Origin of the sequence: Geopsychrobacter electrodiphilus DSM 16401 (assembly GCF_000384395.1) — a bacterium.
In the GTDB taxonomy this organism is placed as follows: Bacteria; Desulfobacterota; Desulfuromonadia; order Desulfuromonadales; family Geopsychrobacteraceae; genus Geopsychrobacter; species Geopsychrobacter electrodiphilus.
In genome coordinates, this window is record NZ_ARWE01000001.1 from 4,126,581 (window position 1) to 4,151,076 (window position 24,496).

22 protein-coding genes are annotated in these 24,496 nt (G+C 55.4%); 4 read left to right on the forward strand and 18 right to left on the reverse strand.

Translation table 11 applies throughout. The features are described 5' to 3' along the window. Nucleotides 1-21: 21 nt before the first annotated feature. From D888_RS0119605 to D888_RS0119615, 3 genes are read right to left on the reverse strand one after another with little or no spacing between them, the layout of a single operon-like run. Nucleotides 22-477 carry a GFA family protein gene (locus tag D888_RS0119605; RefSeq protein WP_020678278.1) on the reverse strand — a complete coding sequence of 152 codons (456 nt, stop codon included), beginning with the start codon at nt 475-477 and terminating at the stop codon, nt 22-24. 37 nt (nt 478-514) lie between these two features. Continuing rightward, on the reverse strand, nt 515-1,462 hold the full coding sequence (locus D888_RS0119610; RefSeq protein WP_020678279.1) for a carbon-nitrogen hydrolase family protein: 948 nt from the start codon (nt 1,460-1,462) through the stop codon (nt 515-517). Nucleotides 1,463-1,472: 10 nt separating this feature from the next. Beyond that, the gene (locus tag D888_RS0119615; protein ID WP_020678280.1) at nt 1,473-2,339 is read right to left on the reverse strand and encodes a class I SAM-dependent methyltransferase; all 867 of its coding nucleotides are present in this window, start codon (nt 2,337-2,339) and stop codon (nt 1,473-1,475) included. A gap of 121 nt (nt 2,340-2,460) precedes the next feature. Here D888_RS0119615 and D888_RS0119620 point away from each other — a divergent pair, with 121 nt between their 5' ends. After that, nucleotides 2,461-3,363: a LysR family transcriptional regulator gene (locus D888_RS0119620; RefSeq protein ID WP_020678281.1), complete on the forward strand. Its 903-nt coding sequence runs from the start codon at nt 2,461-2,463 to the stop codon at nt 3,361-3,363. Here D888_RS0119620 and kbl read toward each other — a convergent pair. Both kbl and tdh read right to left on the reverse strand, forming a co-directional pair. Beyond that, nucleotides 3,352-4,542, reverse strand: coding sequence for a glycine C-acetyltransferase (gene kbl, locus D888_RS0119625; RefSeq protein ID WP_020678282.1), 1,191 nt, complete (start codon nt 4,540-4,542; stop codon nt 3,352-3,354). The two genes, D888_RS0119620 and kbl, sit on opposite strands and share 12 nt — an antisense overlap. A 52-nt stretch (nt 4,543-4,594) precedes the next feature. Continuing rightward, a complete protein-coding gene (tdh, locus tag D888_RS0119630; RefSeq protein WP_020678283.1) occupies nt 4,595-5,623 on the reverse strand; it encodes an L-threonine 3-dehydrogenase in 1,029 nt (342 codons plus the stop codon). A gap of 117 nt (nt 5,624-5,740) precedes the next feature. Here tdh and D888_RS0119635 point away from each other — a divergent pair, with 117 nt between their 5' ends. Further along, entirely contained in the window at nt 5,741-6,328 is a 588-nt protein-coding gene (locus D888_RS0119635; RefSeq protein ID WP_020678284.1) for a helix-turn-helix domain-containing protein, read from the forward strand. A gap of 55 nt (nt 6,329-6,383) precedes the next feature. On the opposite strand, the gene D888_RS0119640 is transcribed toward D888_RS0119635, so the two are convergent. Further along, a complete protein-coding gene (locus D888_RS0119640; RefSeq protein ID WP_020678285.1) occupies nt 6,384-7,571 on the reverse strand; it encodes a class II aldolase/adducin family protein in 1,188 nt (395 codons plus the stop codon). Next, nucleotides 7,565-9,325 carry an aldehyde ferredoxin oxidoreductase family protein gene (locus D888_RS0119645; protein ID WP_020678286.1) on the reverse strand — a complete coding sequence of 587 codons (1,761 nt, stop codon included), beginning with the start codon at nt 9,323-9,325 and terminating at the stop codon, nt 7,565-7,567. Before D888_RS0119645 ends, D888_RS0119640 begins: the two co-directional genes overlap by 7 nt. Nucleotides 9,326-9,648: 323 nt before the next feature. Here D888_RS0119645 and sodN point away from each other — a divergent pair, with 323 nt between their 5' ends. Then, complete coding sequence (sodN, locus tag D888_RS0119650) at nt 9,649-10,107, forward strand: superoxide dismutase, Ni (RefSeq protein WP_020678287.1); 459 nt, start codon at nt 9,649-9,651, stop codon at nt 10,105-10,107. Between the two features lie 21 nt (nt 10,108-10,128). Beyond that, entirely contained in the window at nt 10,129-10,473 is a 345-nt protein-coding gene (gene sodX, locus D888_RS0119655) for a nickel-type superoxide dismutase maturation protease (RefSeq protein WP_020678288.1), read from the forward strand. A 253-nt stretch (nt 10,474-10,726) separates the two neighbouring features. Here the strand turns inward: sodX and D888_RS0119660 are convergent, their stop codons facing one another. The 11 genes from D888_RS0119660 to D888_RS0119715 all read right to left on the reverse strand — a co-directional run bounded on the left by D888_RS0119660 (nt 10,727) and on the right by D888_RS0119715 (nt 24,342). Further along, nucleotides 10,727-11,182 carry a hypothetical protein gene (locus D888_RS0119660; RefSeq protein ID WP_020678289.1) on the reverse strand — a complete coding sequence of 152 codons (456 nt, stop codon included), beginning with the start codon at nt 11,180-11,182 and terminating at the stop codon, nt 10,727-10,729. A 617-nt stretch (nt 11,183-11,799) separates the two neighbouring features. Next, a complete protein-coding gene (locus D888_RS23495) occupies nt 11,800-14,184 on the reverse strand; it encodes a response regulator (RefSeq protein WP_020678291.1) in 2,385 nt (794 codons plus the stop codon). Next, nucleotides 14,181-15,092 (reverse strand): PhnD/SsuA/transferrin family substrate-binding protein, encoded by a 912-nt coding sequence (locus D888_RS0119675; RefSeq protein ID WP_020678292.1) that lies wholly within the window; start codon nt 15,090-15,092, stop codon nt 14,181-14,183. Before D888_RS0119675 ends, D888_RS23495 begins: the two co-directional genes overlap by 4 nt. A gap of 609 nt (nt 15,093-15,701) precedes the next feature. Continuing rightward, nucleotides 15,702-16,037, reverse strand: a complete 336-nt coding sequence (locus D888_RS0119680; protein ID WP_020678293.1) for a 4a-hydroxytetrahydrobiopterin dehydratase — start codon at nt 16,035-16,037, stop codon at nt 15,702-15,704. Nucleotides 16,038-16,073: 36 nt separating this feature from the next. After that, nucleotides 16,074-16,244 carry a hypothetical protein gene (locus D888_RS24305; protein WP_020678294.1) on the reverse strand — a complete coding sequence of 57 codons (171 nt, stop codon included), beginning with the start codon at nt 16,242-16,244 and terminating at the stop codon, nt 16,074-16,076. A gap of 130 nt (nt 16,245-16,374) precedes the next feature. Then, entirely contained in the window at nt 16,375-17,139 is a 765-nt protein-coding gene (gene fdhD / locus D888_RS0119690; RefSeq protein WP_020678295.1) for a formate dehydrogenase accessory sulfurtransferase FdhD, read from the reverse strand. Between the two features lie 191 nt (nt 17,140-17,330). Further along, complete coding sequence (locus tag D888_RS0119695) at nt 17,331-17,963, reverse strand: 2Fe-2S iron-sulfur cluster-binding protein (RefSeq protein WP_020678296.1); 633 nt, start codon at nt 17,961-17,963, stop codon at nt 17,331-17,333. Then, entirely contained in the window at nt 17,963-19,870 is a 1,908-nt protein-coding gene (gene nuoF, locus D888_RS0119700) for an NADH-quinone oxidoreductase subunit NuoF (protein ID WP_026362516.1), read from the reverse strand. Before nuoF ends, D888_RS0119695 begins: the two co-directional genes overlap by 1 nt. Before the next feature lie 9 nt (nt 19,871-19,879). Then, entirely contained in the window at nt 19,880-20,374 is a 495-nt protein-coding gene (locus D888_RS0119705) for a complex I 24 kDa subunit family protein (RefSeq protein WP_020678298.1), read from the reverse strand. Nucleotides 20,375-20,448: 74 nt separating this feature from the next. Beyond that, nucleotides 20,449-21,219, reverse strand: coding sequence for a hydrogenase iron-sulfur subunit (locus D888_RS0119710; RefSeq protein WP_083928930.1), 771 nt, complete (start codon nt 21,217-21,219; stop codon nt 20,449-20,451). Between the two features lie 27 nt (nt 21,220-21,246). After that, the gene (locus D888_RS0119715; RefSeq protein WP_020678300.1) at nt 21,247-24,342 is read right to left on the reverse strand and encodes an FAD-dependent oxidoreductase; all 3,096 of its coding nucleotides are present in this window, start codon (nt 24,340-24,342) and stop codon (nt 21,247-21,249) included. Nucleotides 24,343-24,496: the final 154 nt, after the last annotated feature.

A 24,496-nucleotide genomic window follows, 5' to 3' on the forward strand; every position in this document is an offset into this window, starting at 1 on the left:
GTCTGCATAACACCATCAACGCTATTCAGGTAACACCTCACCCGAACCACCGGCTTCGGCCGGAAGATCCTTGAATTTTGGCAAGCCGTCCTTCATGGGATGCACGGTCTCCTGATAGTGCACATGCAAACCGGGAGCGAAGGTGAAGCTCTTAATAATAACGGCAGGGACATCAACGAGATTCAATGTTGGGTGCTCGATGACGACATGGCTGCCACAGGTCTTGCACCACATACGTTGACTTGGACCCTGTTCATTCTTAGTCGCCGCGGTTTTATCAAAACCGGCCAGGTTTCCTGAGCCCTTGGTGATCTTGAAACTCTCCGGATTCCACAGGGTAAAAGCATTGATCTGCCCTGCGGACCAATGCCGACATGAGTCGCAATGGCAATACCCCATGAGTTCCGGTTGACCATTCAAACTGAACTCAACTGCGCCACAAAAACAGCTACCTGTGTACTTTTGCGTGTTGTCCATCATTGGTACTCCTTATCTCTGACGAAAGGTTCATCTCTCATCGGTCCTGATTTTTGAATTCCACGGACGTCTGAGCTCGGGTATCCACCTGCAGTGTGAAAATATCTGGCCGTGAGTAATGTCCAGCCACGTCGAACACCCTGCGTGCAGCGGCTACTTTTCCCAAGTCGATGTCAGCATACAGAATACCAGATTCCTTGCGCATCGGGCCGGCGACAATTTCACCACCGGGGGCAATGACCACGGAGTCACCTGGGTTCACCCACTCCTCGGGATCAGGGTACAATCGCGATTTGTCGGGGAAATCATCCGGAAAATCACTGCCCCGCATCAGGTTGCCAGAGCCCACAACCCAGCAGCGGCCTTCGCGGGCGATGTGTTGCAGACTGCCGAGCCAGCCTTCGCCACTGTCGTAGGTCGGCGCGATATAGATCTCCACCCCCTGTGCATAGAGGGCATACCTTGCCAGCGGCATATAGTTTTCCCAGCAGACCAGGGCACCGATGCGACCTGCCGGGGTATCAACGACCCTCAGCCCGGAAGCATCTCCGAAGCCCCAGACCATCCGTTCTGGGTTGGTCGGCATCAATTTGCGATGTCTGTTCAACAGGCTCCCGTCCGGGCCGATGATGATCAGAGTATTGTAGAGGGTCGTGCGGCTGAGTCGGCTGTCGCACTCTTCAATACCACATACGATGGTGACCTCATGTTCCCGGGCCGCAGCGTAGAGCGGGAGCAGGTCATCCGATTCCATGCAGACGCTGTTGTCGAACAGGCGCTGGTACAGCTGTTCAGACAGATTCCAGTCGCCTCCCGGTCTAAGGCGCCAGACCCAGGTCGGATAGCCCGGGATAAAGGCCTCGGTGAAGATTACGACTGTGGCTTTTTGTGCGGCGGCCTCTTTCACCGAAGTCACCGCCAACTCAATCGATTTTTCCTTATCCAGAAAGACCGAAGCTTTTTGTACGATCGCTAATTTCGGCATCTTCTCCCTCCTATTTTGTACCCACGGCGACCAGCAGCTCGCAGGGCCCTTCAAACTGACCATTGGTCTCAAATGCTGTTAAGGCCTCTTCAACCTCACTCCAGGCATCATCCTGTTCCATATCGGATAGGCCCGATAACATTTGATGCAGGGCGCCAAAAGATTCCTGCTCAAACTGTAAACATTCCGCCGCTGATGAGACACGCACTGGGGCGCTTATGGTTTTAAGCTCTATGTTTTTAAATCCTGCTCGAGCAAAAATATCAACCAGTTTGCCTTCGCCCCCCAGACTGAAAGGACCTGGCTGGCCAGGTAATGGTGGCGGGAGTTTGGCTCGACGTCGGATGATGGAAACCGGAATCGAGAAAAATTGATTTGTCTCAGCGGTGGAATAAACCATGGCCGCGACCTTGCAGCCTGTTTTTACCTGCTGCTTCATCCCCGCCAGGGCCTTTTGCTGATCCGGAAAATAAATTAAAGCCACACGAGAAATGACGGCATCGAATGGTTCTGCATTGAGATCCGCCAGGTTTTCACCATCAATGGACAGGGTTTGCACATTTTTCAGGCCCGCCAACTTTGCGGATGCGGCGGCATATTGCAGAATCTTCGCGGAGAGGTCCGTGGCCAGAACCTGCCCCTGGGGACCAATCCGTTTGGCCACTCTCAGGGTTTGCTCCCCGGCGCCGGCAGCCACATCCAGCACTCGGCAGCCATTTTTAATCCCACACATATCCAGCATGGTTTCGGTGGCCGGGCCTAACCATCTGGACAATAAGGGTCCCCAGCGGTGCCAGGCTTCTGCGGCAGAATCCCATTGTTGCAGGGTCGTTTGCTTGTACTTTACAGCATCAAATTTGGGTGGGTTTTCAGTCATGGCGCTCTCCTTTCTGTTAGGTGTCAGACTATGACTCAATCATAGGACCTGTTTATTGCGGCTTACAATTCGCAAAAAGATGAAACATAATGTGCAAAAATGCACAGACTTGGAGGATGCGATGAACTGGGACGATATGCGGTTTTTTCTGGCAGTTGCGCGCACCGGCTCCATCAGTGGGGGGGCCAAACAGTTGGAAGTGCAGCATTCGACGGTTTCCCGGCGCTTGCGGGCGCTGGAGGAAACCCTGGGGACGCGTCTGATTGAGCGTAAAAAGACCGGCTATGAACTGACCCCGGCCGGCGAACATATCAAGCAGTCGGCCATCCGGGTTGAAAGGGAGATGCTCGGTGTCGATGAAGCACTCCTGGGCAAAGATGCCGCTCTCGCCGGCCCCCTGCATGTGAGTGCTCTAAACAACATGGCCTCATCGATACTTATGCCGATGTTCGCCCGTTTTAGTGAAAAACACCCGCAAGTGGAAGTGCACATCAACGTCTCCAATGTGGATGCCAGCCTGGCACAACGCGAGGCGGATGTTGCGATTCGCCTCACCAATGCACCGATAGATACCCTGATCGGAAAACGGATGCTGACGGTTGCCTCCACCATTTACGGCAACCGTGACTATCTGAATAACATCAAACAACAGGCAGGTGAACCCAAGTGGATCGGGGTCAACTGCTGTCTGTTTCACAAAACCTGGACCAAGCAAACGTGCAGTCATCAGTCGCATAACTTTTATAGCAATGACACCTTGCTGACCCTGGGGGCGATCAGAGAGGGTTTGGGGGTTTCCTATTTACCCTGTTTTATGGGAGACAGCGACCCCTTGTTGCAACGTTACTCTGAGCCAGACCCGCAACATGATCTGGGATTATGGATATTGCTGCATTCGGATTTGAAGCGAACTGCCCGCGTCCTGTCATTTCGCGACCATATGATCAGGAGTATTCAGGAAAAACGGGATTTGTTTGAAGGGAAATTAGCGGATGAAGAGTCCGGCCGCGTCCTAGAGGCCTAGCTGTTTCTTCACCCGGCCGAAGGCCTCAATCGCGAATTCTAGATCCTCTGCCGTTAAGGCGGCCGACATCTGGGTGCGGATGCGGGCCTTACCCTTTGGTACTACCGGGTAGGAAAACGCCACCACGAAGATCCCCTGGGCCAGCATCGCTTCGGCAAATTTCCCCGCGATTGCGGCATCGTGCAGCATCACTGGCACGATCGGGTGTTCACCTGGCAGAAGGTCAAATCCGTGCCGGGTCAGGCCTGCGCGAAAGATTGCTGTATTTTCGCGCAGTTGATCGCGCAGTGCACTCGATTCGCAGATCAGATCGATCGCCTTCAGGGCGCCGGCCACTGCGGGCGGGGCCACTGAATTGGAGAAGAGATAGGGGCGCGAGCGCTGGCGCAGCAGATCGACAACCGCCTGGCGTGCACTGGTAAAGCCACCGCTGGCGCCGCCCAGGGCCTTGCCTAGGGTGCCGGTGATAATATCCACCCGCTCCAGGCAGTTACGATACTCGGCGGAGCCGCGGCCGCCGGCGCCGATAAAACCGGTGGCATGGGAATCATCGACATGCACCAGGGCCTGGTATTTTTCGGCGAGGGCACAGATCTCATCAATCCGCGCGATATAGCCGTCCATGGAGAAAACTCCGTCGGTGGTAATCAGCTTGAAGCGCGCGCCGTTATTGTCGGCGGCCTGCAGCTGAGCCTCCAGATCGGACATGTCGCTGTTGCGGTAGCGATAGCGCGCGGCCTTGCACAGCCGTACCCCGTCGATAATGCTGGCGTGGTTGAGCTCGTCGGAGATGACCGCGTCTTCTTCGCCAATCAGGGATTCGAACAGCCCGCCGTTGGCGTCAAAACAGGAGGGGTAAAGGATCGTATCTTCCGTGCCTAAAAACTGGCTGAGCCGCTCTTCGAGATGTTTATGCAGGGTCTGGGTGCCGCAGATAAAGCGGACCGAGGCCATGCCGAAGCCCCAGTCTTTGAGGGCGGCTTTGGCGGCGGCGTTCACCTGTGGGTGCTGGGCCAGGCCAAGGTAGTTGTTGGCGCACAGATTCAACATCTGACCGCCGGTGCTGACCCCGACACGGGCACTTTGCGGGGTTGTGATCAAACGTTCACGTTTATAGAGACCGGCCGACTCAATCGCAGCCAGTTCGGCACTGATATGCTGCAGAAAATGATGATTCATCGTTTTATACTCCCGGCTAGAAGACCTTTGGGTAAGAGGTTTGGTTACAGCCTCAACAGTCCCAATTCAGAATGACTTTGCAGGCCTCACCGGCATTCATGGCGGCAAAGCCTTCCTCGAATTCCGGATAATCGAAGCGGTGGGTGATAACCGCCGAGATGTCCAGCCCCGACTCGATCATCACCGACATCTTGTACCAGGTTTCGTACATTTCGCGACCGTAAATCCCCTTGAGGGTGAGCATATTGAAGATCACCGTGTTCCAGTCGATCGCCACATCGCCCCCCGGAATCCCGAGGATGGCGACCTTGCCGCCGTGGCACATGTTGGCCAGCAGATCCTTGAACGCTGAAGCGTTGCCGGACATCTCCAGCCCCACATCAAACCCTTCGTTCATTCCCAGTTTTTTCTGCACTTCGGCGATGCTCTCGCGGCCGACATCGACGGTACAGGTTGCACCCAGGGCTCTGGCTAACTCAAGGCGTCCGGGATTGATGTCGGTGATCACGACATGGCGGGCCCCGGCGTGACGACAGACGGCCGCTGCCATGGCGCCGATGGGTCCGGCACCGGTAATCAGCACATCTTCCCCGAGCAGATCGTATTGCAGGGCGGTGTGCACCGCGTTGCCCAACGGATCGAAGAGCGCCGCCACATCCAGATCGATATTCGGGCGATGCTCCCAGACATTGGACATGGGGAGGGCCAGATATTCAGCGAAGGCTCCGGGGCGGTTGACTCCGACGCCGCTGGTGCGGGCACAGAGATGGCGACGTCCGGCCATGCAGTTGCGGCAGCGGCCGCACACCACATGCCCTTCACCCGAGACGATCTGGCCCGCCCTGAAATCGATGACGTTGGAACCGACCGCGACGATCTCGCCGACAAACTCGTGTCCGACGATCATAGGGACGGGGATGGTTTTTTGGGCCCAGGCATCCCAGTTATAGATATGCATATCGGTGCCGCAGATGGCGGTGCGCTTGACCTTGATCAGAACATCGTTGATGCCGATTTTTGGTTCGGGTTGCTCTTCCAGCCACAGGCCGGGGGCAGCTTCTTTTTTTACCAGTGCTTTCATGATGCAATCCTTCGCCGAAAAGTTTAAGATAGTGGAATATTTCCAACATCATGGAATAATATTTTCCATTACGCAAGATTTATTTCCACTATAGTGGATTTACCGAAGGAGAAAGTCGTGAGCTCTATCCCAGACCCTGATAATAACTTGACCGGCACATTGCTCTGCAATCGGGTCACCGCGTTGCGCAAAAAGAAAAAACTGACCCTCGACCAGCTTGCGGCGGCATCGGGTGTCAGCCGCTCGATGCTGAGTCAAATCGAAAGGGGACAGGCGAACCCGACTCTGGCTGTGACCTTTCGTATCGCCCAGGCCTTCGGCGTGACGATCGGCGAACTGGTCGACCAGCCGGGGGTCTTCAACAGTATTGAGGTCGTGTCCGGAGATGATCCCGCCAACCTGTTCCGCAGCGACGACAGATGCCATATCCGCACCCTCTCTCCGCTGCATATGGAGAGAAACATCGAGTTTTACGAGATCCGGATTGCCGTCGCCGCCTGTCTGTCCAGCGCTCCTCACTTTGAAGGCACCAAGGAATTACTGACGATCACCAGAGGGAGTGCCCGGGTTATCTCCGGCGACAATTGTTGTGACCTGGCGCAAGGTGATTCGGCGTCTTATCGCGGCGACCTGGAGCACGCCATCGAAAACTGTGGCCACCAGGAGCTGGTGTGCTATCTGGTCGTGACCAACTCGCAGGCCTGAAAGCAAGGGTGTTGGTCCCGCTTGTTTAGAGCCTTGAATATAACATGGAGGGGAATTAACTGTGTGGCGAGGCCTCGGCCGGGGCAGAAATCAGCTTCAGGTAGGCATTGCGGCTCAGCGTTTCGATCGCCGCGAGATGGGCAAAGGCATCGCGGAAATCCTGGTTGCCGAGGGTGAAGACGCCGTGGCCGTAGACGATGGCGCCGCGGCGGCCGCGCACGGCGGGTGGCAGGGTGTTGCTGAGGCCTCTGGGCCCTGTGCCGACCTCGCCGGGAATCACCGGGATATCGCCGATAAAGCGCGGCTTGTCACAGCGGATATGACATTTGCCGCGATTTTGACAGTCGGGTTCAAAGCAGAGCATCGACATGATGACGCTGAATTTGGGGTGGCCGTGGAGGATCGCGCGGTTGTCGCCACCCAGGTAGATATCGCGGTGCGCCAGCAGCTCGCTGGAGGCGGTGATCCCGGTACAGGCCGAATCATCCAGCGGGCAGGCGTCGATACAGCCTTCAAGCTCGTCGAGTGAAGACCCGGTCTGGCTGATATAGATGCTGTCGTTGGCGAAGTAGGAGATGTTGCCGAAGAATGAATCGACCATCCGTGCGTTAACCGTCGCATGCCCGGCCTGGATCATGGCCCGCACAATTTCATCCTCAGTTGAAAAATCCCCCGCTTCAAGTTCTGCTGTTGGAACCTCAGGTAAAAATCGCTCATAGGCGGCCAGCACCACGGGCAGCATTTTTGCCGTTTCTTCATCCGGGGTTCCTTTGTTGAGCGCATAGGCGTAATCGACAAAGAACTTCACGAAGGCGGAGAAGATGATCGAGCTGAAGACGACAAAGGCCTGCTCCGGGCTGACCGTGCCGAAGCTGATAATCCCCTGTCCCTCGACGACGCAGCCCTTGCGCTTTTGCAGCAGCGGGACGATCTCAGCGGCGGTCAGGGAGCGCGCCACCGGGATCGCATGCAGAAAGGTGCGGGTCTCGGTGTCTTCTGGAATGAACTCGCTGGCGCTGTGGCGACAGTGATAGTTGAGAATGCTGAAGAACGGCTCCGCTGGCCGGGCAAAGATCAGGCTGTTGATGTTGAGGCCGGCGATGACGTTTTCCAGTTCGGGGGTCAGCGGGTCGGCGCGGTTCCAGACCACGGCGTCATTTACCCCGCCGATCAGGGGCGAACCGGCGGAGCATAAGCCATGGGTCACCATTTTCTGAGCATATTTGTTCAGCAGCTTCAGCATGACAGCCCCAGTTCGGCGGCTTTATGGGGTGTCGGCAGACCGTTTTCATCCAGCCCGCGGATGCGGTAATAGGCCGCCCGCTCCTGCAAAAATTCGTCACGGTCGACTGGCAAGACCCGGATCGATTCGCTGCTGCTGCCGCTCTCGGCAAAAAAGCGCGCCGGAATATCATCGTCAGCGGCACTAAAGCCGTTGCGCGCGTTGATGATCCGTTCGCGGTAGTAGATCCGTTCGCCGACCTTGAGCAGTTGCTGGGCGGAGGTCTGCATCCCGGTCACCGCATTTAAGGCGCGGGCGTATTCTTCCAAGGAGGCGGCAAAGAACAGAAACTTGCAGGCGGTCAGGGAATCGACCACCGCATTCAGATCTTCACTGATTTTGATGATGCGCGCCTTGCCGCTCAACGAAAAGCGGTCGGTGGCGACCGGCTTGCGCAAAATTTCATGGGAGATCGGGTAGGCGCGCAAATGACAGCCGCCACGCGTCGAGGTGGCATAGGCCAGCGCCATCCCTAAAGCGCCGCGGGGATCGTAGGCGGGGAACTCCAGCCCTTTTGAGACCATCGCGATCTCCGGTCGGCCCGCCGCTGTGGCGAAGCGCAGGGCGCCCTGACCAAGCGTGGCACCCGCGCCAGTGCCTGCGGCGATTTCTCGAAGCAGCTTCAGAAATGATTCCGGGGTCAGAACCTGTCCGCTGAGCTCTGCAGAGGTCGCCAGGCTGACTGCGGCGGAGATCGTATCCATCCCCGCTTCGTTGCAGATCTGGTTGGCTTCCACCACCGCCTCCAGATCCTGGTTACCGAGCAGGGCGCTGAAGTGCGACATGGTCTCGAATTCGGGGATGATCTCCCCTTTGGCGCCGATCTTTTTACACAGGATATGGCAGCCTGCACAGCCGAATTTTTTCGTGTCGTACTGCTGTTTATAGGCATGGGCGTTCATTGTCGGCGCATGCTCAAACCAGGTCTGGCGAAAATTATGGGTCGGCATCATGCGTCGGCTGCCGATCAGATCGTAGAGCGCCCCGGTGCCGTAGTGGGTGATCCCCAGATCGCCCGTCAAAACCGGTGAGGCGGCAACCAGGCGGTAGATCTCTTCCTGCGCCCCTTTGAGCTCAGCGCGTTCAAAGACCTCGGTCTTGAGGCTGCCGCAGACCGAGATATGTTTCAGTTTTTTTGCGGCCATCACCAGCCCCAGCCCGCCCCGCCCGGCAAAATAATGGCCATCGAAGACAATCGCGGCGTAGCGCACGCCGTTTTCAGCGGCCGGACCGACCATGGCGTGCGCGCCATTCTGCATTGCGGGAACGTCTGATAGACGGGCATGGATCGTCGAAACCGGCAGACCGGTCAGGTGGGTCGCGTTGCTGAATGTAACCCCGGTATCACTGATGTTCAGTCCACACCAGCCTTCGCTCTGTCCCGTAACGACAATCCCGTCGTAGCCGGCGCGCTTGAGAATCGTCCCCATCTTCCCGCCGACCGAAGCGTCACAGATCGCTCCCGTTAAGGGTGAGCGCGACATCACGGTCATGCGGCCCGAGGTCGGCGAAGAGGTGTTGTTGAGCGGTCCGGTCATGAAGGCTAGCGACATCTGCGGGTCGTCCCAGCGGTGGCCGAGATGTTCGAACAGCAGTTCACCGGCCAGCCCCTTGCCGCCGATGTTGTTCAGGTAGGTCTCCGGCGGCAGACGCAGCTCCTCCGTGGTTTTATCGGTCAGGTTGACTTGCAGGATTTTTCCGGTCCAGCCGTGCACATCTCACCTCATGGAAAAGGGGTCTGTCGCTTGCGCAAAGAGACGCCATCTTAGCTGAACCTGACGCAATGTGGAAGGGACCTCGGGATTACCCGGTCTCCAGGCGTCAGCCGGTCTTGAGATCCGCGCCTCAACGCAAACCGTCTGAGACATGCAGCTCCGAGGATAGACATTCATCCCCGAAGCGAGATAATATAACCATATCTGTCCCATATACAGGGAGGGCTCGCTTTAAGGAGTGATAGCGAGGGAAGGTCGGGGCGAACCGATCTTCCCCTGCTCAGATCCATTGATTATCTCAGGAACCGATGAAGGAGTGTCCCATGAAGCTTTTGACCCGTACTATTCAACAATTTTTTCCAGCTGCAAAAACAGTCAGTGCCCACTGTGATGGCCCCTGCGGGGTTTATGATCCTGCCTCGGCCCGTATCGCCGCCGAAGCTGTGCTCTCTATGACTAAAAAAATTCTGGCCATCGATACCAAAGACCACAGCCACGCCACCGCCAACAGCCTGTCGCGGTTTATCAGCATCAAGGAAGAGCAGGCCCATCTGGCCAAGACCGATCTGCTCGTGCTCTGGACCGACTATTTCAAACCGCCGCACCTGGAAAAGTACCCCGATCTGCATGACACCTTCTGGAAGGCGGCCAAGCTCTGCTCGGCGGTTAAGGTCGAGGTCAGTCTGGAAAAAGCCGAGGCATTGATGAAGGCCGTCCACAAGATCCACGACATCTTCTGGGCAACCAAGGGGCGCGAGGTCCCTTATTACACTGCCGGCTGACGGCGCAGCGGATGCTGTGGAATGCAGACAAGCAATGGCAAAGAGATCTTTTTGTGGCTGATCAGGCGGCGGCAGCGCTACCGGGTGACGGGAGCCTCCATGCAGCCCCTGCTCGTATCCGAGGATGAGGTTCTGGTCGATCCGCGTGCCTATCGGCGTCAAGCGCCACGCATCGGAGATATCGTCATTGCCCGGCACCCCAGCCAGGCCGGCCTGAAGATCATCAAGCGGGTTGACGCTGTGCGTGAGCAGGGAGCTTATCTGCTGAAGGGGGACAATCCCGACCCGGCGCAGAACAGCCCCAGCCTGGTCCCCGTCCAATTGATTCTGGGGCGCGTTACCAGCCGTTTTGCTTCTGCATCATAACCAGGAACCCCGGAATCAACGCTTGATTTCGGGGTTTCTCATCTCACACCTTCAACCCTGTTTCAGGCTCAAGCCGCCCTCTTTTGTAACCCCTAATGGACCAGCCCTCGGTACGATAATACAAAAAGCGCGGGATTCAAACGGTAGCGACATTCTTATTGGCGGCTAGTTTAAAATCCCGGCAAAGGAGCGAGGATACAGTCACGTCCCGCAGGTCTTTTCCTTCTGAAGCCACCATCAATCGGAACTCCCCTTAGGTCAACTTTTGCCTGGAGAAGAGTCTGAGAAAAAAGGCTGTTCCGACTCCCCAGGCACCGTTTATCAGAAACGCTGTAGCCAGTAGCGGAAACCCCCATCCTCCACCCATGGGCCGTCCCTTGAGAGGCAGCACTATCACTAACGCCACCAGCGAGGGGAGCAGTGCGCCGAACAGAAACGCCGTGATCCAATACCCGCTTCGGGACGGAAACTTGCGCTCGGCAAAAGCAAACAGAATCCCCCAGATTCCACCCCAAAAAGACAGAGAAAAGACCGCCGGCACCCCGAACGGAGGTACCGCTTTGAGGGGAAAGGGGGCGAAGGGTGCCAGACCTGCATGCCACAAGATCCAGAGTGTTAACTGGTGAAAGATCAGGGTGGCCAGAAAACCTGCGAAGAAAGCGGAAACTATCCTTGGCATAAGCGCGACGTTATTTTTGTTATCAGTCATGATGACACCTCTCCGTAAGACTTTGGACTCCATGTGATGCGACCCTATGTGTGGACTATACATGACCATGGTGGTCATGATTTATGATATCACAGGAATTAATCGTGTTCATCAAATCCTTCAACGATAAATCTCTCGATCCGTCGGTGTCTTCAATCTGGAACCCAAAGGCTGGCCTCGTTGGAGATTCCTTTCAATCAAAACAGACCCATGCCGCCAGGCGCTCGGGGGCTCTTTCGTTTGTCCTGAGAGGCATGATTTTTACGGGTAAATAGCAGGCAGGGCGCAACGCATATGGTGTATATTCATTTGATGGCGACAAAGAAATCGGTGGGGGAACAGGGATGCTTATTATCACCCAGGCTCGCCACCAATTTTTAAGCAAAAATAACCAGGGATTATCGATCAAACCCATCCATCTGTTATTAGATGGAACCCAGTCACCTATAATTGTTCAGGAATTTTCGGCGGTTGTGGTTGATCGGTTGTGGATGATACGGTCTAGTTGATGTAAGACCCTATTGCGGAAATTTTTTTAAGACCGTCCAGCTCTGTTGGCTTCAGGTTGGGCTGCTGAATATCCTAAATCTCGTGACTTGTTGGAAGCGAAGATCCAGTCAAATTGACGGTACAGAACGCCCAGCCTCAGCCAATACTCTTTTGACCACAGTGAAGAGTTGTTCAGCCTCCAAAGGTTTCATACAGAATTCACGCACACCCATGCCCTTAGCGACTTCTTCGGTAGTCGTGGCACTGTATCCGCTACAGAGAATAACGGGGATATCGGGCCTGATTTTTAGCAGTTCTCGGGTTAGTTCTAGTCCTGTCATTTCCGGCATCGCTTGGTCGGTGATGACCAGATCGAACTGGTCAGGGTTGTCCTTAAAAATTTCAAGAGCTTTAATGCTGCTGCTTGTGGTCATAGTTTGATATCCCTGACTTTCCAACAGTTCTTTGCTCAACGATGCAATTTGCGCTTCATCATCAACAAATAGAATCCTCCCTGTACCGTGCGGTAAAGGTTCTGTTGTCTCTGCGTCCGCCACTGAGACGGCCTCCTTGACTGTGCGAAAATAGAGGTGAAAGGTTGTTCCTTGCCCGAGGGTACTGTCGACAATGATAAAACCTCCAAACTGCTCAACGATACCGTGGACCACCGACAGGCCCATACCGGTCCCTTTACCCACCCCCTTGGTCGTAAAGAATGGGTCAAAGATCTTAGCTAAAGTCGCGGCGTCCATTCCGCTACCGCAATCATTGATCGAGAGCCTGGCATAGTGGCCTGCCTGCTGGGCGGGGGTATCAGGTATCTCATGGTCGTCAAGCTCTACTTCTTCTAGGCCGGCTCTTAATCGCCCGTTCCCCCCCATGGCATGCACAGCATTACTACACAGGTTGATAACAACCTGCTGCAATTGCGTCATATTGGCGTTGATGAAAATTGCGGGACAAGCAACAGGGCTTATGATCTCAATCGTGGAAGGAATCGTCGAGCGTAATAAGCCGATCGATTCGGTAACCGCAACTGTGAGGTTGGTCGGTACGATGATGTTATCTTCCTGACGACTGAAGGTCAGAATTTGTTTCACGAGTTCTGCTGCCCGTGTTGTGGCAATTTCTATATGCTCAAGGTTCTTCTCTGATGACTTTCCGGTTTTTTTCTTAAGTTGAATAATATCCAGATTCCCACGGATAATCGCCAATAGATTGTTGAAGTCGTGAGCAATACCACCTGCCAGTGTGCCGATGACTTCCATCTTATGTGTCTGGCGCAGTTGTTTTGCATGCACTTCCCTCTCTTCCTCGGCTTGTTTGATCTTGGTTATATCTCGGAATGAAACCAGCACACGACATAAGCTCTCATCACAGTCGGGCTGTATGACCACGGATAAGTCCAATATCAGTTTCTCACCTTGAGCATTTAAATAGGGGGCCTCGGCCTGGAAACGCTTCTGGCCAGCGATCAAAGCCAACAGTTCCTCCTTGAACACTTGCATGGAGGCCGGCGTGAAATAGCTGGGGAAGTTCTGGGTGATTTGCTCGACACTCTCGACGCCGAACAGTTCCAAACTGCGCTGATTAATTGCCAATATCTGGACCTGTCCCGCCAGCGCGGCGACCTCTTCCGGTTTTTGCTCAAAGTAGGCCCGCAAGTCACTGATCCCTGAACTGCGCAACGCATTAATCCGGGATTTGACAATAGAAAGATCCTCCTCCCAGATAGCCACCGGCGATTCATCAAACAAGGACTTATAGCGCGCTTCGCTCTGTCTTAAAGAGGAGTCGACATCTGCAAGAGAATCGAGCATAAGATTGAAATCCCGCCCCAGTTGTGCGGCTTCATCGGAGCCCGTGACGTCGCAGCGGGCGGTCCGGTTGCCTGACTGCACCGCAGAGGTTGTCGCCTGGACGACGTAAAGACGCCGGGTAAGGCGTAAGCCCATGCGCCAGGCGATAAAGGCCCCGACCAGAATTGCGACGAACGCATAGAAGGTTCCGTTCAGGATAATTGCGGCCAGTTGCTTCAGGCTTGTTTTATTGCCCAGGCCGACGCGCACCCAGCCCACATGTTGACCAGCCAGCATGGCGGGGGCGGCGATATCGACAAGGTCGGGTGTGTCGCTGATAATCTTTTGCCGCGGTGATTGAGGCAGATCGAGCAAAAACTCGCCCTTCCTGGCTTTGTCCGTATGCGCAAAAATCTGACCGTCCCTGCCGGTCAGAATCGCAAATTTGAGATCAGGATTGCGGCGTTGGGTTTCAACCAACTCTTGCAGCCCTGCGGTGTCGTATGCCTCCAGCCACGAAGCCGCCGAGGTGGACAGGGTCAGTGCGATCCCCTTGGCCTCCCGTTGCCGCTGTTCGTGCAGCAGGGTGCGTTGCCGCAGCGACAGATCAAGAATAAACAGGGTCATCATGACTGCGTGAACCAGAGCCACACTCAGGATCAGCTGCCCTCGCAGGGTGCCGAAAAAAAAGTTGCGTAACTTGCTGAGATTCACGGCGTCTCCACCTTGCGTACGTTCCGCTCAAAGCGCGCAATGAAAGGGCGCACTACGTCATAATCCTGATCCACCGCTGGCGTAAACAGAGCGGTCTCCATGCCAGAGAGGATCGCTCGACCCTCTTCTGTCTCATTGAGTCTGATCAGCATTGTTTGTACCTGCGCTTGAATGGCAGCGGGGATATCGTCACGGACCATAACGGAATTGTTGATCAACGGTCCGGTTTCCCACGCAACTTTTAAGGCGGCGGCTTCTACGGGGTGAGACTTCTGATAAGCTCGCCATGGTGGTGGCCAAGTCACGCCAGCGACCGACTTTTTTAGGTAAACATTATCGATGGCGGATTCCTGGGAACCAACATAGGTGTTAGTGATCTCCCGGTTGATATCGATGCCATGCTCGTAAAGAAAATATTGCGGCATGATGCAGGCGGCCAGAGCCGTGGGTGAGGGATAGCTGACGGTCTGACCCTTTAGATCGGCCGGCCGGGTGATCCCGCTGTCCTTGCGGATGATGAAAACCCCCTTGAAGTCCAGGGGGTCTCCGGCCATCGCGATAACGCGGTAGCCAGATTGAATGGCCTGCAGGGACTGCCAGGGGTTCGGCAGCAGAAACGCCGGCTCGCGCGCCTGATACTTTTTTTCGAAATCAGCGTAGTTTCGCGAAGCCTCAAGTTTCAGCTGCCCTCCCTTTAAATTCGCATTTAGATAATCGATAAGAGGTTGGTAGGACTCTATGAGTTTGGCAGGATTATGTAGGGGATGAACGGCGAAACGATAAACGGAAATCTCTGTGGACACGGGATTTGAGCCATATTGGGGACCAGTATTTTGCGGGTCAGATTCGCAGCCAAGTAGTGACAAGAAAAGAAGCAGTGCCGCGACCAGAACCACATGTCTTTGCATGCTGATCTCCCTGGAGAGTAAAATGGTGCCGGCGCTCTTGGTTGATTATTCCAACTTTAAAAAATAAAGCTCCCACATAACTTAAGGTTAACAGTTAATCACAATTTATCGTTAAGACATTGTAGATTGGAGAAGAAAATTTTCTAAGTCAAATATGAAGACACGACATTCTCTGATGAACATGAGAGCCGAGATTTTGAACGGAGCGGATATGTCGAATATGTTGTGCTACTCAAAATGCGGGCATCGCGTCGGGCAATATCTGTAAAATTCCAAAGACCCTGCAAACCGAAACTCTCATCAGCAATCTGATATTGGGTGGATGGGCTTCGGCAAGAAAACCTGGTTGGTTTTGACTGACAACAGGTGGACGGGTTTGCTCAAGAACCCCTGGATGGTATTCATCAGAATAAGCAACAGGTACCCATGAGAGTCCCCCCTTTCAGGAGGGTTCTACATGCAAAGATCAGCACCTGCCGGCTGGAACCTTGAAGGTCGAGAGGGAACAGATCAAGTCATCCGCTTGGCTCAAAATTAAGCCGGCGGTCCCAAATCAGACAGCTGAAATTTATCGTAGCAATGGCAGGCCAGGTCGCGGGGTTAAGCGTCTCAGCAGATTAAATCGGTTTTTGCCGCCATGATAAAGTCATTGTCATGCAGCCCGGCTATTTTGTGCGTCCACCAGGAGACTTTAACTTTTCCCCATTCTGTCAGGATGGCCGGATGATGCTTTTCCTGTTCGGCGATGGCTCCGACCTTGTTGGTAAATTCGAGAGCTTGCTTGAAGTTTTTGAATTTATAGGTTTTTTCCAAATGATTGATGCCTTCAACGCCGAATATTTGCCAGCCTGGAAGCTGGGACATGTAGGTCGCGATATCTTCCCGAGTCGCCAACGGGGCACCCTCTCTGCACGCCTGGCAGATCTTGTCAGCTAACAATGTCATGGGAATCTCCTTCTTCAGGATGAAAAACTCTAGGTCTCAGGTATCAGATAAGGATTCTCGCTCTTTAAGCAGGCGTATCTCTTCATCAATGAGAACTTCAAGGTGTGAAATCAATTCTTTAATTTCTTGTTTATTCGCTGAATCTGAAAAACCCATGCCGATCAAAATTTCGCAAAGATCTCTTAAGCGTACGATATTGTTAATCATATTGCACACCCCCATATGAAAGAGCGATCAACGTTTCACCTGACCTGAAAAAATTTATTTCTTTTTACATATCAGTATTTTAGCGGAAGACTTCCAGCGGTCAACTTTCTCATGCCCTCTGCCACGCTGACTAATTCAACTGCTGAGGATGGCTGAAGATTTCGAAAGTATTGCCGCGCAGGTAGCCGACCAGGGTGATGCCGGCCTGTTCGCAGAGGTCGATGGCTTTGTCGGTGGGGGAGGTGCGTGAGGCGATCAGGCCGATTCCGAGGCGCGCGGCCTTGGCGACCATTTCAGTCGAGACCCGTCCGGAGGTGACCAGCATTCTGCCGTGAAGTTCAATTTTTTTGAACAGAGCTTCGCCGGCCAGGCGGTCAAAGGTGTTATGGCGACCGATATCTTCGGCATAGAGCAACAGGTGGTCACCGTCACCGATGGCGGCAGAATGGATACCGCCGTGGCTGCGATACTGTTCGGCCTGCTCCTGCAACTCTTTCATCAGACGGAACAGCCCCGCGCTCTTGTAGGTGTGCGGCTGTTGCCGGGAAAGATCGAGCAGATTCTGGGGAAGATTGTAGGAGATCCCGGTGCCGCAGCCGGATGTCAGGGTCGGTTGCAACTGTTGCGGCAAGTCGTTGCGGATGCGGAGTTCGGCCAGACCAAACTCGGAGCAGATCCCCATGCTGAGGATATCGTCAAGGCTGTTGATGAACCCCTGCAGCAACAGAAATCCGGCGACCAGAAAATTGAGCTGCTGCGGGGAACAAACCAGGGTCGCCAGATCACGATCATTGATTCTGAGGCGCAGGGGAAATTCCTCGACCACTCCGCGTTCCGCCTCTTCCCTTTGTCCCTTTGCAACCCGGATAATTTTGCGCGCGGCTCGTCCTACCATGCTTCTCACTTCTCTGGCTCTCTGATTAGCGCTCATATTCTGTTGACCCTTCTCCCAGAGGGAGAAGGTGGCCGAAGGCCGGATGAGGGGATGGCTTTTTGAGCGATCCCCCTCACCCCGAACCTCTCCTCCTGGGAGAGGGGAATCGATATTTGGAGGGAAATTGATCCTAGCCCATTCTGTTTTTGATTTTAAGACTTGCCCGAACAGCCTCCTCCGCACGACGGGACAGTTGCATCAGGAGGCGTCAGCAACGATTCAGTTAAAACGTACGCGGCCTGCAGCGCCGAGGTGGGGCAGAGCGGAAAACATTCTTTGCAGTCCCAGCATTCCTGCATGGCGATCTCCGGTAAAAATGCGATCTCGCGTTTGGCGCCGCGGTCGAAAAAGCTGATGGCGTGCTTCTGCTTGACCTCGGCGCAGTATCTCACACATAGACCGCAGAGAATACAGAACGAAGCTTCCTGCTCAAACCGGTTGCGGTCTGCGCCATACTGTCTGGCCAATTCCTGCAGGGGTTCGGAGTCGGGAGCGTGCGAGAGCATCTGCTCCAGCAGCAGCTTGCGGATCTTGTCGAGCTTTTCAGTTTTGGTCCTGATGACCATCCCGTTTTCGACCGGATACTGACAGGCGGCGACCAGATTGGAGCGACCGTTCGCATCCGCCTCAACGGTGCAGACTCGGCAGGCCCCGTAGGGTGCCAGTTGTGCATGATCGCAAACGGTGGGAATCGTGATCCCCAGGCTGCGCGCCGCCACCAGAACGGTCGTCCCTTCTTCGGCAGTTATCTGTTTTCCATCGATCTGCAGGCTGATTTTATTCATTATATGGCCCTTGCTTCTTCAGGAATGGCATCTGGGACGGGGACCCCGGAAATCTTGCTCACTGCGCCGAAGACCGCCGGGCAGGCTTCAAGGCAGCCGCCGCACTTGGTGCACTTCTCTTGCAGGATGACGTGAATCCGCTTTTTACCCCCTTCGATCGCTTCGGCCGGGCATTTCCGGAAACAGGCTCCGCAGCCCTTGCACTTCTCCGGTGCGATATGAAAGGCAATCAACGCCTTGCACGAGAGGGATGGATAGCGCTTCTCGTTAATATGCGCCTCATACTCTTCGCGGAAATGGTTCAGGGTACTCAAGACCGGGTTGGGTGCGGTCTTCCCTAAGGCGCACATGGAAGAACCCTTTGTCGTCTCGGCCAACTCCAGCAATAGTTCGAGATCTCCTGGGCGGCCCAACCCTTTGGTCATATTGGTCAGGATCTTCAGCATCTGCCGGATCCCTTCGCGGCAGGGTGTACATTTGCCGCAGGACTCGTCACTCAAAAAGGCCAGGAAGTAGCGGGCGATATCGACCAGGCAGGTATCCTCATCCATGACGATCATCCCGCCGGAACCCATCATCGCGCCCGCCTTGCTCAGTTCGTCAAAGTCGACCTTGATATCCAGCAGTTTTTCCGGCAGACAACCGCCTGAGGGTCCGCCGGTCTGCACCGCCTTGAACTTTTTGCCGTCGGGCACCCCGCCGCCGATCTTGAAGATGATGTCGCGCATCGAGGCCCCCATCGGCACCTCGACCAGGCCGGTGTTATTGACCTTGCCGACCAGCGAGAAGATCTTGGTCCCCTTGCTGCTCTCCGTACCGATGGCGCTGAAGAAAGCGGCGCCCTTATTGATGATCATCGGGATATTGGCCCAGGTTTCGACATTATTGATATTGGTTGGTTTTCCCCACAAGCCTTTGATCGCCGGGAAGGGTGGTCGTGCATTCGGTTCGCCCGCCTTCCCCTCCAGTGAGTTGAGCAATGAAGTCTCTTCACCACAGATAAAGGCACCGGCGCCGCGATGGACCTTGACCGTGAAATCGAAGCCCGAACCGAGAATATTCTGACCGAGCAGGCCGGCTTCCTCTGCCTTTTTGATCGCGACCGTCAGGTTGGCGACCGCCAGCGGATACTCCTGCCGCACGTAGACGTAGCCTTCATGCGCGCCGATGGCGTAGGCGCCGATCATCAAGCCCTCAAGCACAGCAAAGGGGTTGCCTTCCATCACCGAGCGGTCCATGTAGGCGCCCGGATCCCCTTCATCGCAGTTGACCACCACATACTTCTGTTCGCCGGGGGCATTGCGCGCAAAATCCCATTTGATTCCAGAGGGAAAGCCGGCACCGCCACGGCCGCGCAACTTGGCATCCTTGACTTCACCAACGACCTGTTCGGGCGTCATCTGAAAGAGGACCTTGGCGAGGGCCTGATAACCTTCGACGGCGAGATAATCCTCCAGACTCCTGGGGTCGATCTTGCGGTTGGAGCCGAGCACCAGGCGCTGCTGATTCTTGTAGAATGGGATATCGTCTTCGCGGGTCGCTTTTTCACCGTTGTTGGGATCGACATAGAGCAGCCGTTCGACAATCCGCTTGCCGATGATCGTCTCGCTGATGATTTCGGCGATATCCTCCGGCTGAACCCTGAGGTAGCAGATCCCCTGCGGGTAAATAACCACAATCGGGCCCTGCTCACAAAAGCCGTGGCAACCGGTGCGTCTGGAGACCACTTCGCTTGAAACCCCCTGTTTTTCGATTTCACGCTCAAGGGCGGCGGCAACCTTGCCACTCCCGGTGGCCATACAGGCGCTGCCGGAACAGAGCGTAATACAGGGTTTATCGGGATCTCGCTGGGAGAGGATCTCCTGGCGAAACTCTTCCAATGCGGTAACTGATGCTATCCTCGACATAATTTTCCCTTACTCACAGGCACATTTTTTCAGATCTTCGGCGGCCTCAGGCTCGGCCAATTTCTGCAAAACCTCGGCCGTTTCGTCCTGCTTGACGTTGCCATGGATTTCGCCATCGACGACCATCACCGGGCCTAAGGCACAGCAGCCGAGGCAGCTGACGGTCTCGATGCTGAAGTTCAGGTCGGGGTCGGTTTCGCCGGGGGCGACGCCCGTCACTTCCCTGACCGTGTCGAGAATCCGCTCCGCACCGCGCACATGGCAGGCCGTGCCGACACAGACGTGGACCTCATGCTTCCCCTTGGGACTCAGGCTGAAGTGTTTGTAGAAGGTGGTGATATGCTGGATGCGGCTCATGGGCACCGCCAGCTTCTCGCCGACCCTGGTCAGCGCTTCCTTGGGCAGCCAATGGTTTTCGCTCTGGATGTCGAGCAATATCTGGATCAGCGCGCTGGCTTCGCCCTGATGCTGGTCTATAATCTGATCAATTTTGCCGATATCCATGTCGTAGTCCTTTGTTTAATCCTGGCGGTTTCAACCCGAGGTCAACCCTTCTCCTTTGAAGGGAAGAGTTGACCTCAAGAAGCAGCCAGGGCGTAGCGTTTTAATTCTGCGTCGAAACGGACCAGGCCGAGGCGTGAAGACATGCCGAGATGACGTGATACCTCGGCCGCTTCCAGGCCAAGCTCCCTGGCGATATCCCGTGCAGAAATGGCCTTCTCCTGCAGCAGCAGCATGATCTGGCTGACGATCAGTTTATCCAGCAGCAGCTCATCAAACAGGCGCTTGAACTTGCTGCTGGCGAAATACTCGTCGTACTTCTCCTGAGCGTCGAAGCGCATCCGCAACTTCTCCCGCTCCACCATCTTGATGTAGGGGATCAGCTTGTTTAAGGCCTTCAGTTTGAGCTTGAGGATGTCGGGCTCAAGACCTTCCCCTTTGCCAAGGGGGCCGAACTCTTTGAGCTGCTTGCCGAAACTGTTCATTATTTCGGCATAACGGGTGCCTTCAGAGGTGGCGATCCATTCAAGCCTCAGCCGTTCGGGGGTGATCCCGATTGCCTCGAGCAGTTTACGACAGAGGTGCATATTGAACAGCGCGTCGTAATTGCCCTCGGTGACGTAATGGCATTCACCCAGCCAGCAACCACCGATAAACACGCCATCCGCGCCATTGGAAAATGCGCGCAGGATAAAAGAGATGTCAACCCGGCCGGTGCACATGACCCGGATAATCTTTGTTTCAGTTGTGTATTGTTGTCTGGAAACTCCAGACAGGTCCGCAGCCCCGTATGCTCACCAGGTGCACAAAAATCCGATGACGCTGGGCTTGTATTCAAAACCGGCCATGGTTACCTCCTTTCCAGATCAATCATTTCAGTGAGAGTGAGTTTCTTCATAGTCCGGGATCGCCCCGTCAATCTGGGCGAAAATTTCATCATCAGTGTAGTGCTTCAGATAGATCGCCCCGGTCGGGCACTTGGCGTTGCACAGACCGTCACCCTTGCACAGCACCGGCTCAACCCGCGCCTTTTTGCCTTTTGGGGTGTCGATAAATGTGATCGCGTTATAGCTGCAGCAGCTGATACAGGCTCCGCATGAGATACAGGCCTCTTCATTGACGTCGCAGACCGCGCCCGAGGCGGTGACCGAATCACCGGCGAGGATACCGACTGCGCGGCCTGCCGCACCCAGAGCCTGGCTGATGGTTTCGTCGAGATGTTTCGGATAGTGCGCGGTTCCGCACATGAAAACCCCGTCGGAGGCGAAATCGACCGGCCGCAGCTTGACGTGGGCTTCCTGAAAGAAGCCGTCGGGGTTCATTGAGACCTTGAAGAGTTTGGCCAGCTCGCGGGTACTCTCCGCCGGCACCACCGCCGCCGCCAGGGCGACCAGATCGGCCTCCAGCTCCAGCTTCTGTCCCAGCACCAGATCCGGCACGGTGATCTTCAGCTTGTCGCCGGCCGCTTCGACCACCGGCTTGTTCTCCGGCTCGAAACGGATGAACTTGACGTCGAGCTCGGCCGCTTCGCGGTAGAAATCTTCCTTGAAGCCGTAGGTGCGCATATCACGGAACAGGATGTGGATATCCATGGCCGGGTTCTGCTTTTTGAGTTTCAGGGCGTTCTTGATCGATTGGCCGCAACAGACCCGACTGCAGTAGTTGCGACCTTCTTCACGACAGCCGACGCACTGGATCATCACCAGACTCTCTGCGGCTGCGATCCTGGGGTTCTGCGCGACAATCTCTCCTTCGAGCTCCAACTGGGTCAGCACCCGCTCATCGCTGCCGTAAAGGTATTCGGTGGGGCGGTACTCTTCGGCGCCGGTCGCAATGATGGCGATGCCGTGGGCGATCTGCCTTGCGCGGCCGGCCGTAGTGACTGTGGTCTCGAAATTGCCGATATATCCGGCGACTTCGTTGATGCTCGAATCGGTCAGGACGTGGATCGACTGATGCCGATAAACCTTGCGCACCAAGGCATGCAACTGGGCCTGAACACTCATACCATCGAGGGTGTAATGGATTTTTCTGGCCATCCCGCCCAGATCAGAAGCCTGTTCAATCAGATAAATCTCGAAGCCCTGTTCGGCCATGTTCAAGGCGCTGGTCATGCCCGCCAGGCCGCCGCCGACGACCAGGGCGACCTTGTTGACCGGCAGTTCAAACTCTTGCAAGGGCTGCAGATGCGCGGCACGCGCCACCGACATGCGGATAATATCCTTGGCCTTCTGGGTGGCATTCTCCTTGTCTTTGGAGTGGACCCAGGCACAGTGCTCGCGGATATTGGCGAACTCGAAGAAATATTGATTGATCCCCGCTTCACGGCAGGTATCGCGGAACAGCGGCTCATGGGTGCGCGGTGTACAGGCCGCCAGCACCACGCGGTTGAGACCTTTGGCCACAATCGCATCCGTGATCTGCTGCGCGTTTTCGGTCGAGCAGGCGAACAGATTCTCCCCCGCCCAGGAGACATTCTTCAGGGTCGAGGCGTATTCAATCACCTCTGGAATATTCACTACCCGACCGATGTTGGCACCGCAGTGGCACACCACCACCCCGATCTTGAGCTCCTCCTGTGATACGTCCCGCTCCGGCGGATAGAGGCGTTCACGGCTCAGTTTATCGCGCCGATAGTTCAGCAGCTGACCACAGAGGGCGTCGGCACCGCTGGCGGTGACCACTGACTCGGGGATATCCATCGGCCCCTGAAAGGCGCCGCTGACGAAGATCCCCTTGCGGGTCGTAGCTATGGGATTGGCCGGGTCGATCTTGCAGAACCCCTGGTCATTAAGTTCAATATCGAAGATTTTCGCGAGCTTTAGCGCATCGGCGGGCGGATTCAGTCCGACCGACAACACCACCAGATCAAACTCCTCCTCCTTGACCCCCTCATCAAAGGTCGAGTAGCGGATGGTTACGTTGTTGTTTTCGGGGATCTCGCGGCCGATGGTGACATAGCTGCGGATGAAGCGCACGTCATCAAGCTTTTCGGCGCGTTGGTAGAAGCGCTCGAAATCCTTGCCATAGGCGCGGATATCGTTATGAAAGATGGTGGCATCGAGATCCGGATAATGATCCTTGGAGAGGATCACCTGCTTCTGGGTGTAGGTGCAGCAGACCGCCGAACAGTAAGAGTTGCCGCCGGGAATCACCTGGCGTGAGCCGACGCACTGGATCCAGGCGATCCGATGCGGGTGTTTATGGTCCGAAGGGCGCTGAATCTCCCCTTCGTAGGGGCCGGTGGAGCAGAGAATGCGTTCGAATTCGAGGCTGGTGACGACATTCTGCATGCGTCCGTAGCCGTAATCACCGCGCAGCTTCGGATTGAAGATGTCGAAGCCGGGGGAGAGCAGGATCGCGCCCACCTCCAGTTCGAACTTCTCCGGCTTCTGGTGCAGGTCGATCGCATTGGTCTTGCATACGCCGACGCAGATCTTGCACTTCCCCTCTTTAAGATAGAGACAGGTCTCCGGGTCAACGTAGGTGACCAGCGGCTCTGCCTGCGAAAAATAGATATGCACCGACTTATTTTCCGAGAGCCCCTGATTGAAGGGATCGGGGATCTTGACCGGGCAGTAGTCGACACAGATGTTACAGCCGGTGCACTTGTCTTCGATAATGTAGCGCGGTTTTTTGGTCAGGCTGACCTTGAAATTGCCCGCTTCGCCTGAGACGCTGTCGACCTCGGTGTAGGTGATAATCTCGATATTGGGATGGCGCGAACACTCGATAAATTTCGGTGACTCGATACACATGGAGCAGTCATTGGTGGGGAAGGTCTTGTCCAGCTGCGACATCTTGCCGCCGAGGGAGGGGGACTTATCGACCAGAAACACCCGGAAACCTGAATTCGCCAGGTCAAGCGAGGCCTGGATGCCGCTGATGCCGCCGCCGACGATCAGAACATCGCCGCGGTTTCGGTCGGCGAAATGATCTGCCGCGAGTACTTCGACTGAATTGCTTGCCATGATTCTTCCTTTATCAGAACTATTCAGCACTACGGTGAAGGCATGCGGTCTGCAACTATTGCCTCCGTCCAACGTTAGCACTTAACTTCTCTCCGCCAACAGCCACAGCCCGCCTGCTGTCTGGATTGCGCAGGGCTCTGAATAGTTATCCCTT

Coding starts and splice junctions, on each gene's coding strand:
- D888_RS0119605 (WP_020678278.1), bottom strand. CDS start 477: ATGGACAACACGCAAAAGTACACAGGTAGCTGTTTTTGTGGCGCAGTT.
- D888_RS0119610 (WP_020678279.1), bottom strand. CDS start 1,462: ATGCCGAAATTAGCGATCGTACAAAAAGCTTCGGTCTTTCTGGATAAG.
- D888_RS0119615 (WP_020678280.1), bottom strand. CDS start 2,339: ATGACTGAAAACCCACCCAAATTTGATGCTGTAAAGTACAAGCAAACG.
- D888_RS0119620 (WP_020678281.1), top strand. CDS start 2,461: ATGAACTGGGACGATATGCGGTTTTTTCTGGCAGTTGCGCGCACCGGC.
- kbl (WP_020678282.1), bottom strand. CDS start 4,542: ATGAATCATCATTTTCTGCAGCATATCAGTGCCGAACTGGCTGCGATT.
- tdh (WP_020678283.1), bottom strand. CDS start 5,623: ATGAAAGCACTGGTAAAAAAAGAAGCTGCCCCCGGCCTGTGGCTGGAA.
- D888_RS0119640 (WP_020678285.1), bottom strand. CDS start 7,571: ATGCTGAAGCTGCTGAACAAATATGCTCAGAAAATGGTGACCCATGGC.
- sodN (WP_020678287.1), top strand. CDS start 9,649: ATGAAGCTTTTGACCCGTACTATTCAACAATTTTTTCCAGCTGCAAAA.
- sodX (WP_020678288.1), top strand. CDS start 10,129: ATGCAGACAAGCAATGGCAAAGAGATCTTTTTGTGGCTGATCAGGCGG.
- D888_RS0119660 (WP_020678289.1), bottom strand. CDS start 11,182: ATGACTGATAACAAAAATAACGTCGCGCTTATGCCAAGGATAGTTTCC.
- D888_RS0119675 (WP_020678292.1), bottom strand. CDS start 15,092: ATGCAAAGACATGTGGTTCTGGTCGCGGCACTGCTTCTTTTCTTGTCA.
- D888_RS0119680 (WP_020678293.1), bottom strand. CDS start 16,037: ATGACATTGTTAGCTGACAAGATCTGCCAGGCGTGCAGAGAGGGTGCC.
- D888_RS24305 (WP_020678294.1), bottom strand. CDS start 16,244: ATGATTAACAATATCGTACGCTTAAGAGATCTTTGCGAAATTTTGATC.
- fdhD (WP_020678295.1), bottom strand. CDS start 17,139: ATGGTAGGACGAGCCGCGCGCAAAATTATCCGGGTTGCAAAGGGACAA.
- D888_RS0119695 (WP_020678296.1), bottom strand. CDS start 17,963: ATGAATAAAATCAGCCTGCAGATCGATGGAAAACAGATAACTGCCGAA.
- nuoF (WP_026362516.1), bottom strand. CDS start 19,870: ATGTCGAGGATAGCATCAGTTACCGCATTGGAAGAGTTTCGCCAGGAG.
- D888_RS0119705 (WP_020678298.1), bottom strand. CDS start 20,374: ATGGATATCGGCAAAATTGATCAGATTATAGACCAGCATCAGGGCGAA.
- D888_RS0119715 (WP_020678300.1), bottom strand. CDS start 24,342: ATGGCAAGCAATTCAGTCGAAGTACTCGCGGCAGATCATTTCGCCGAC.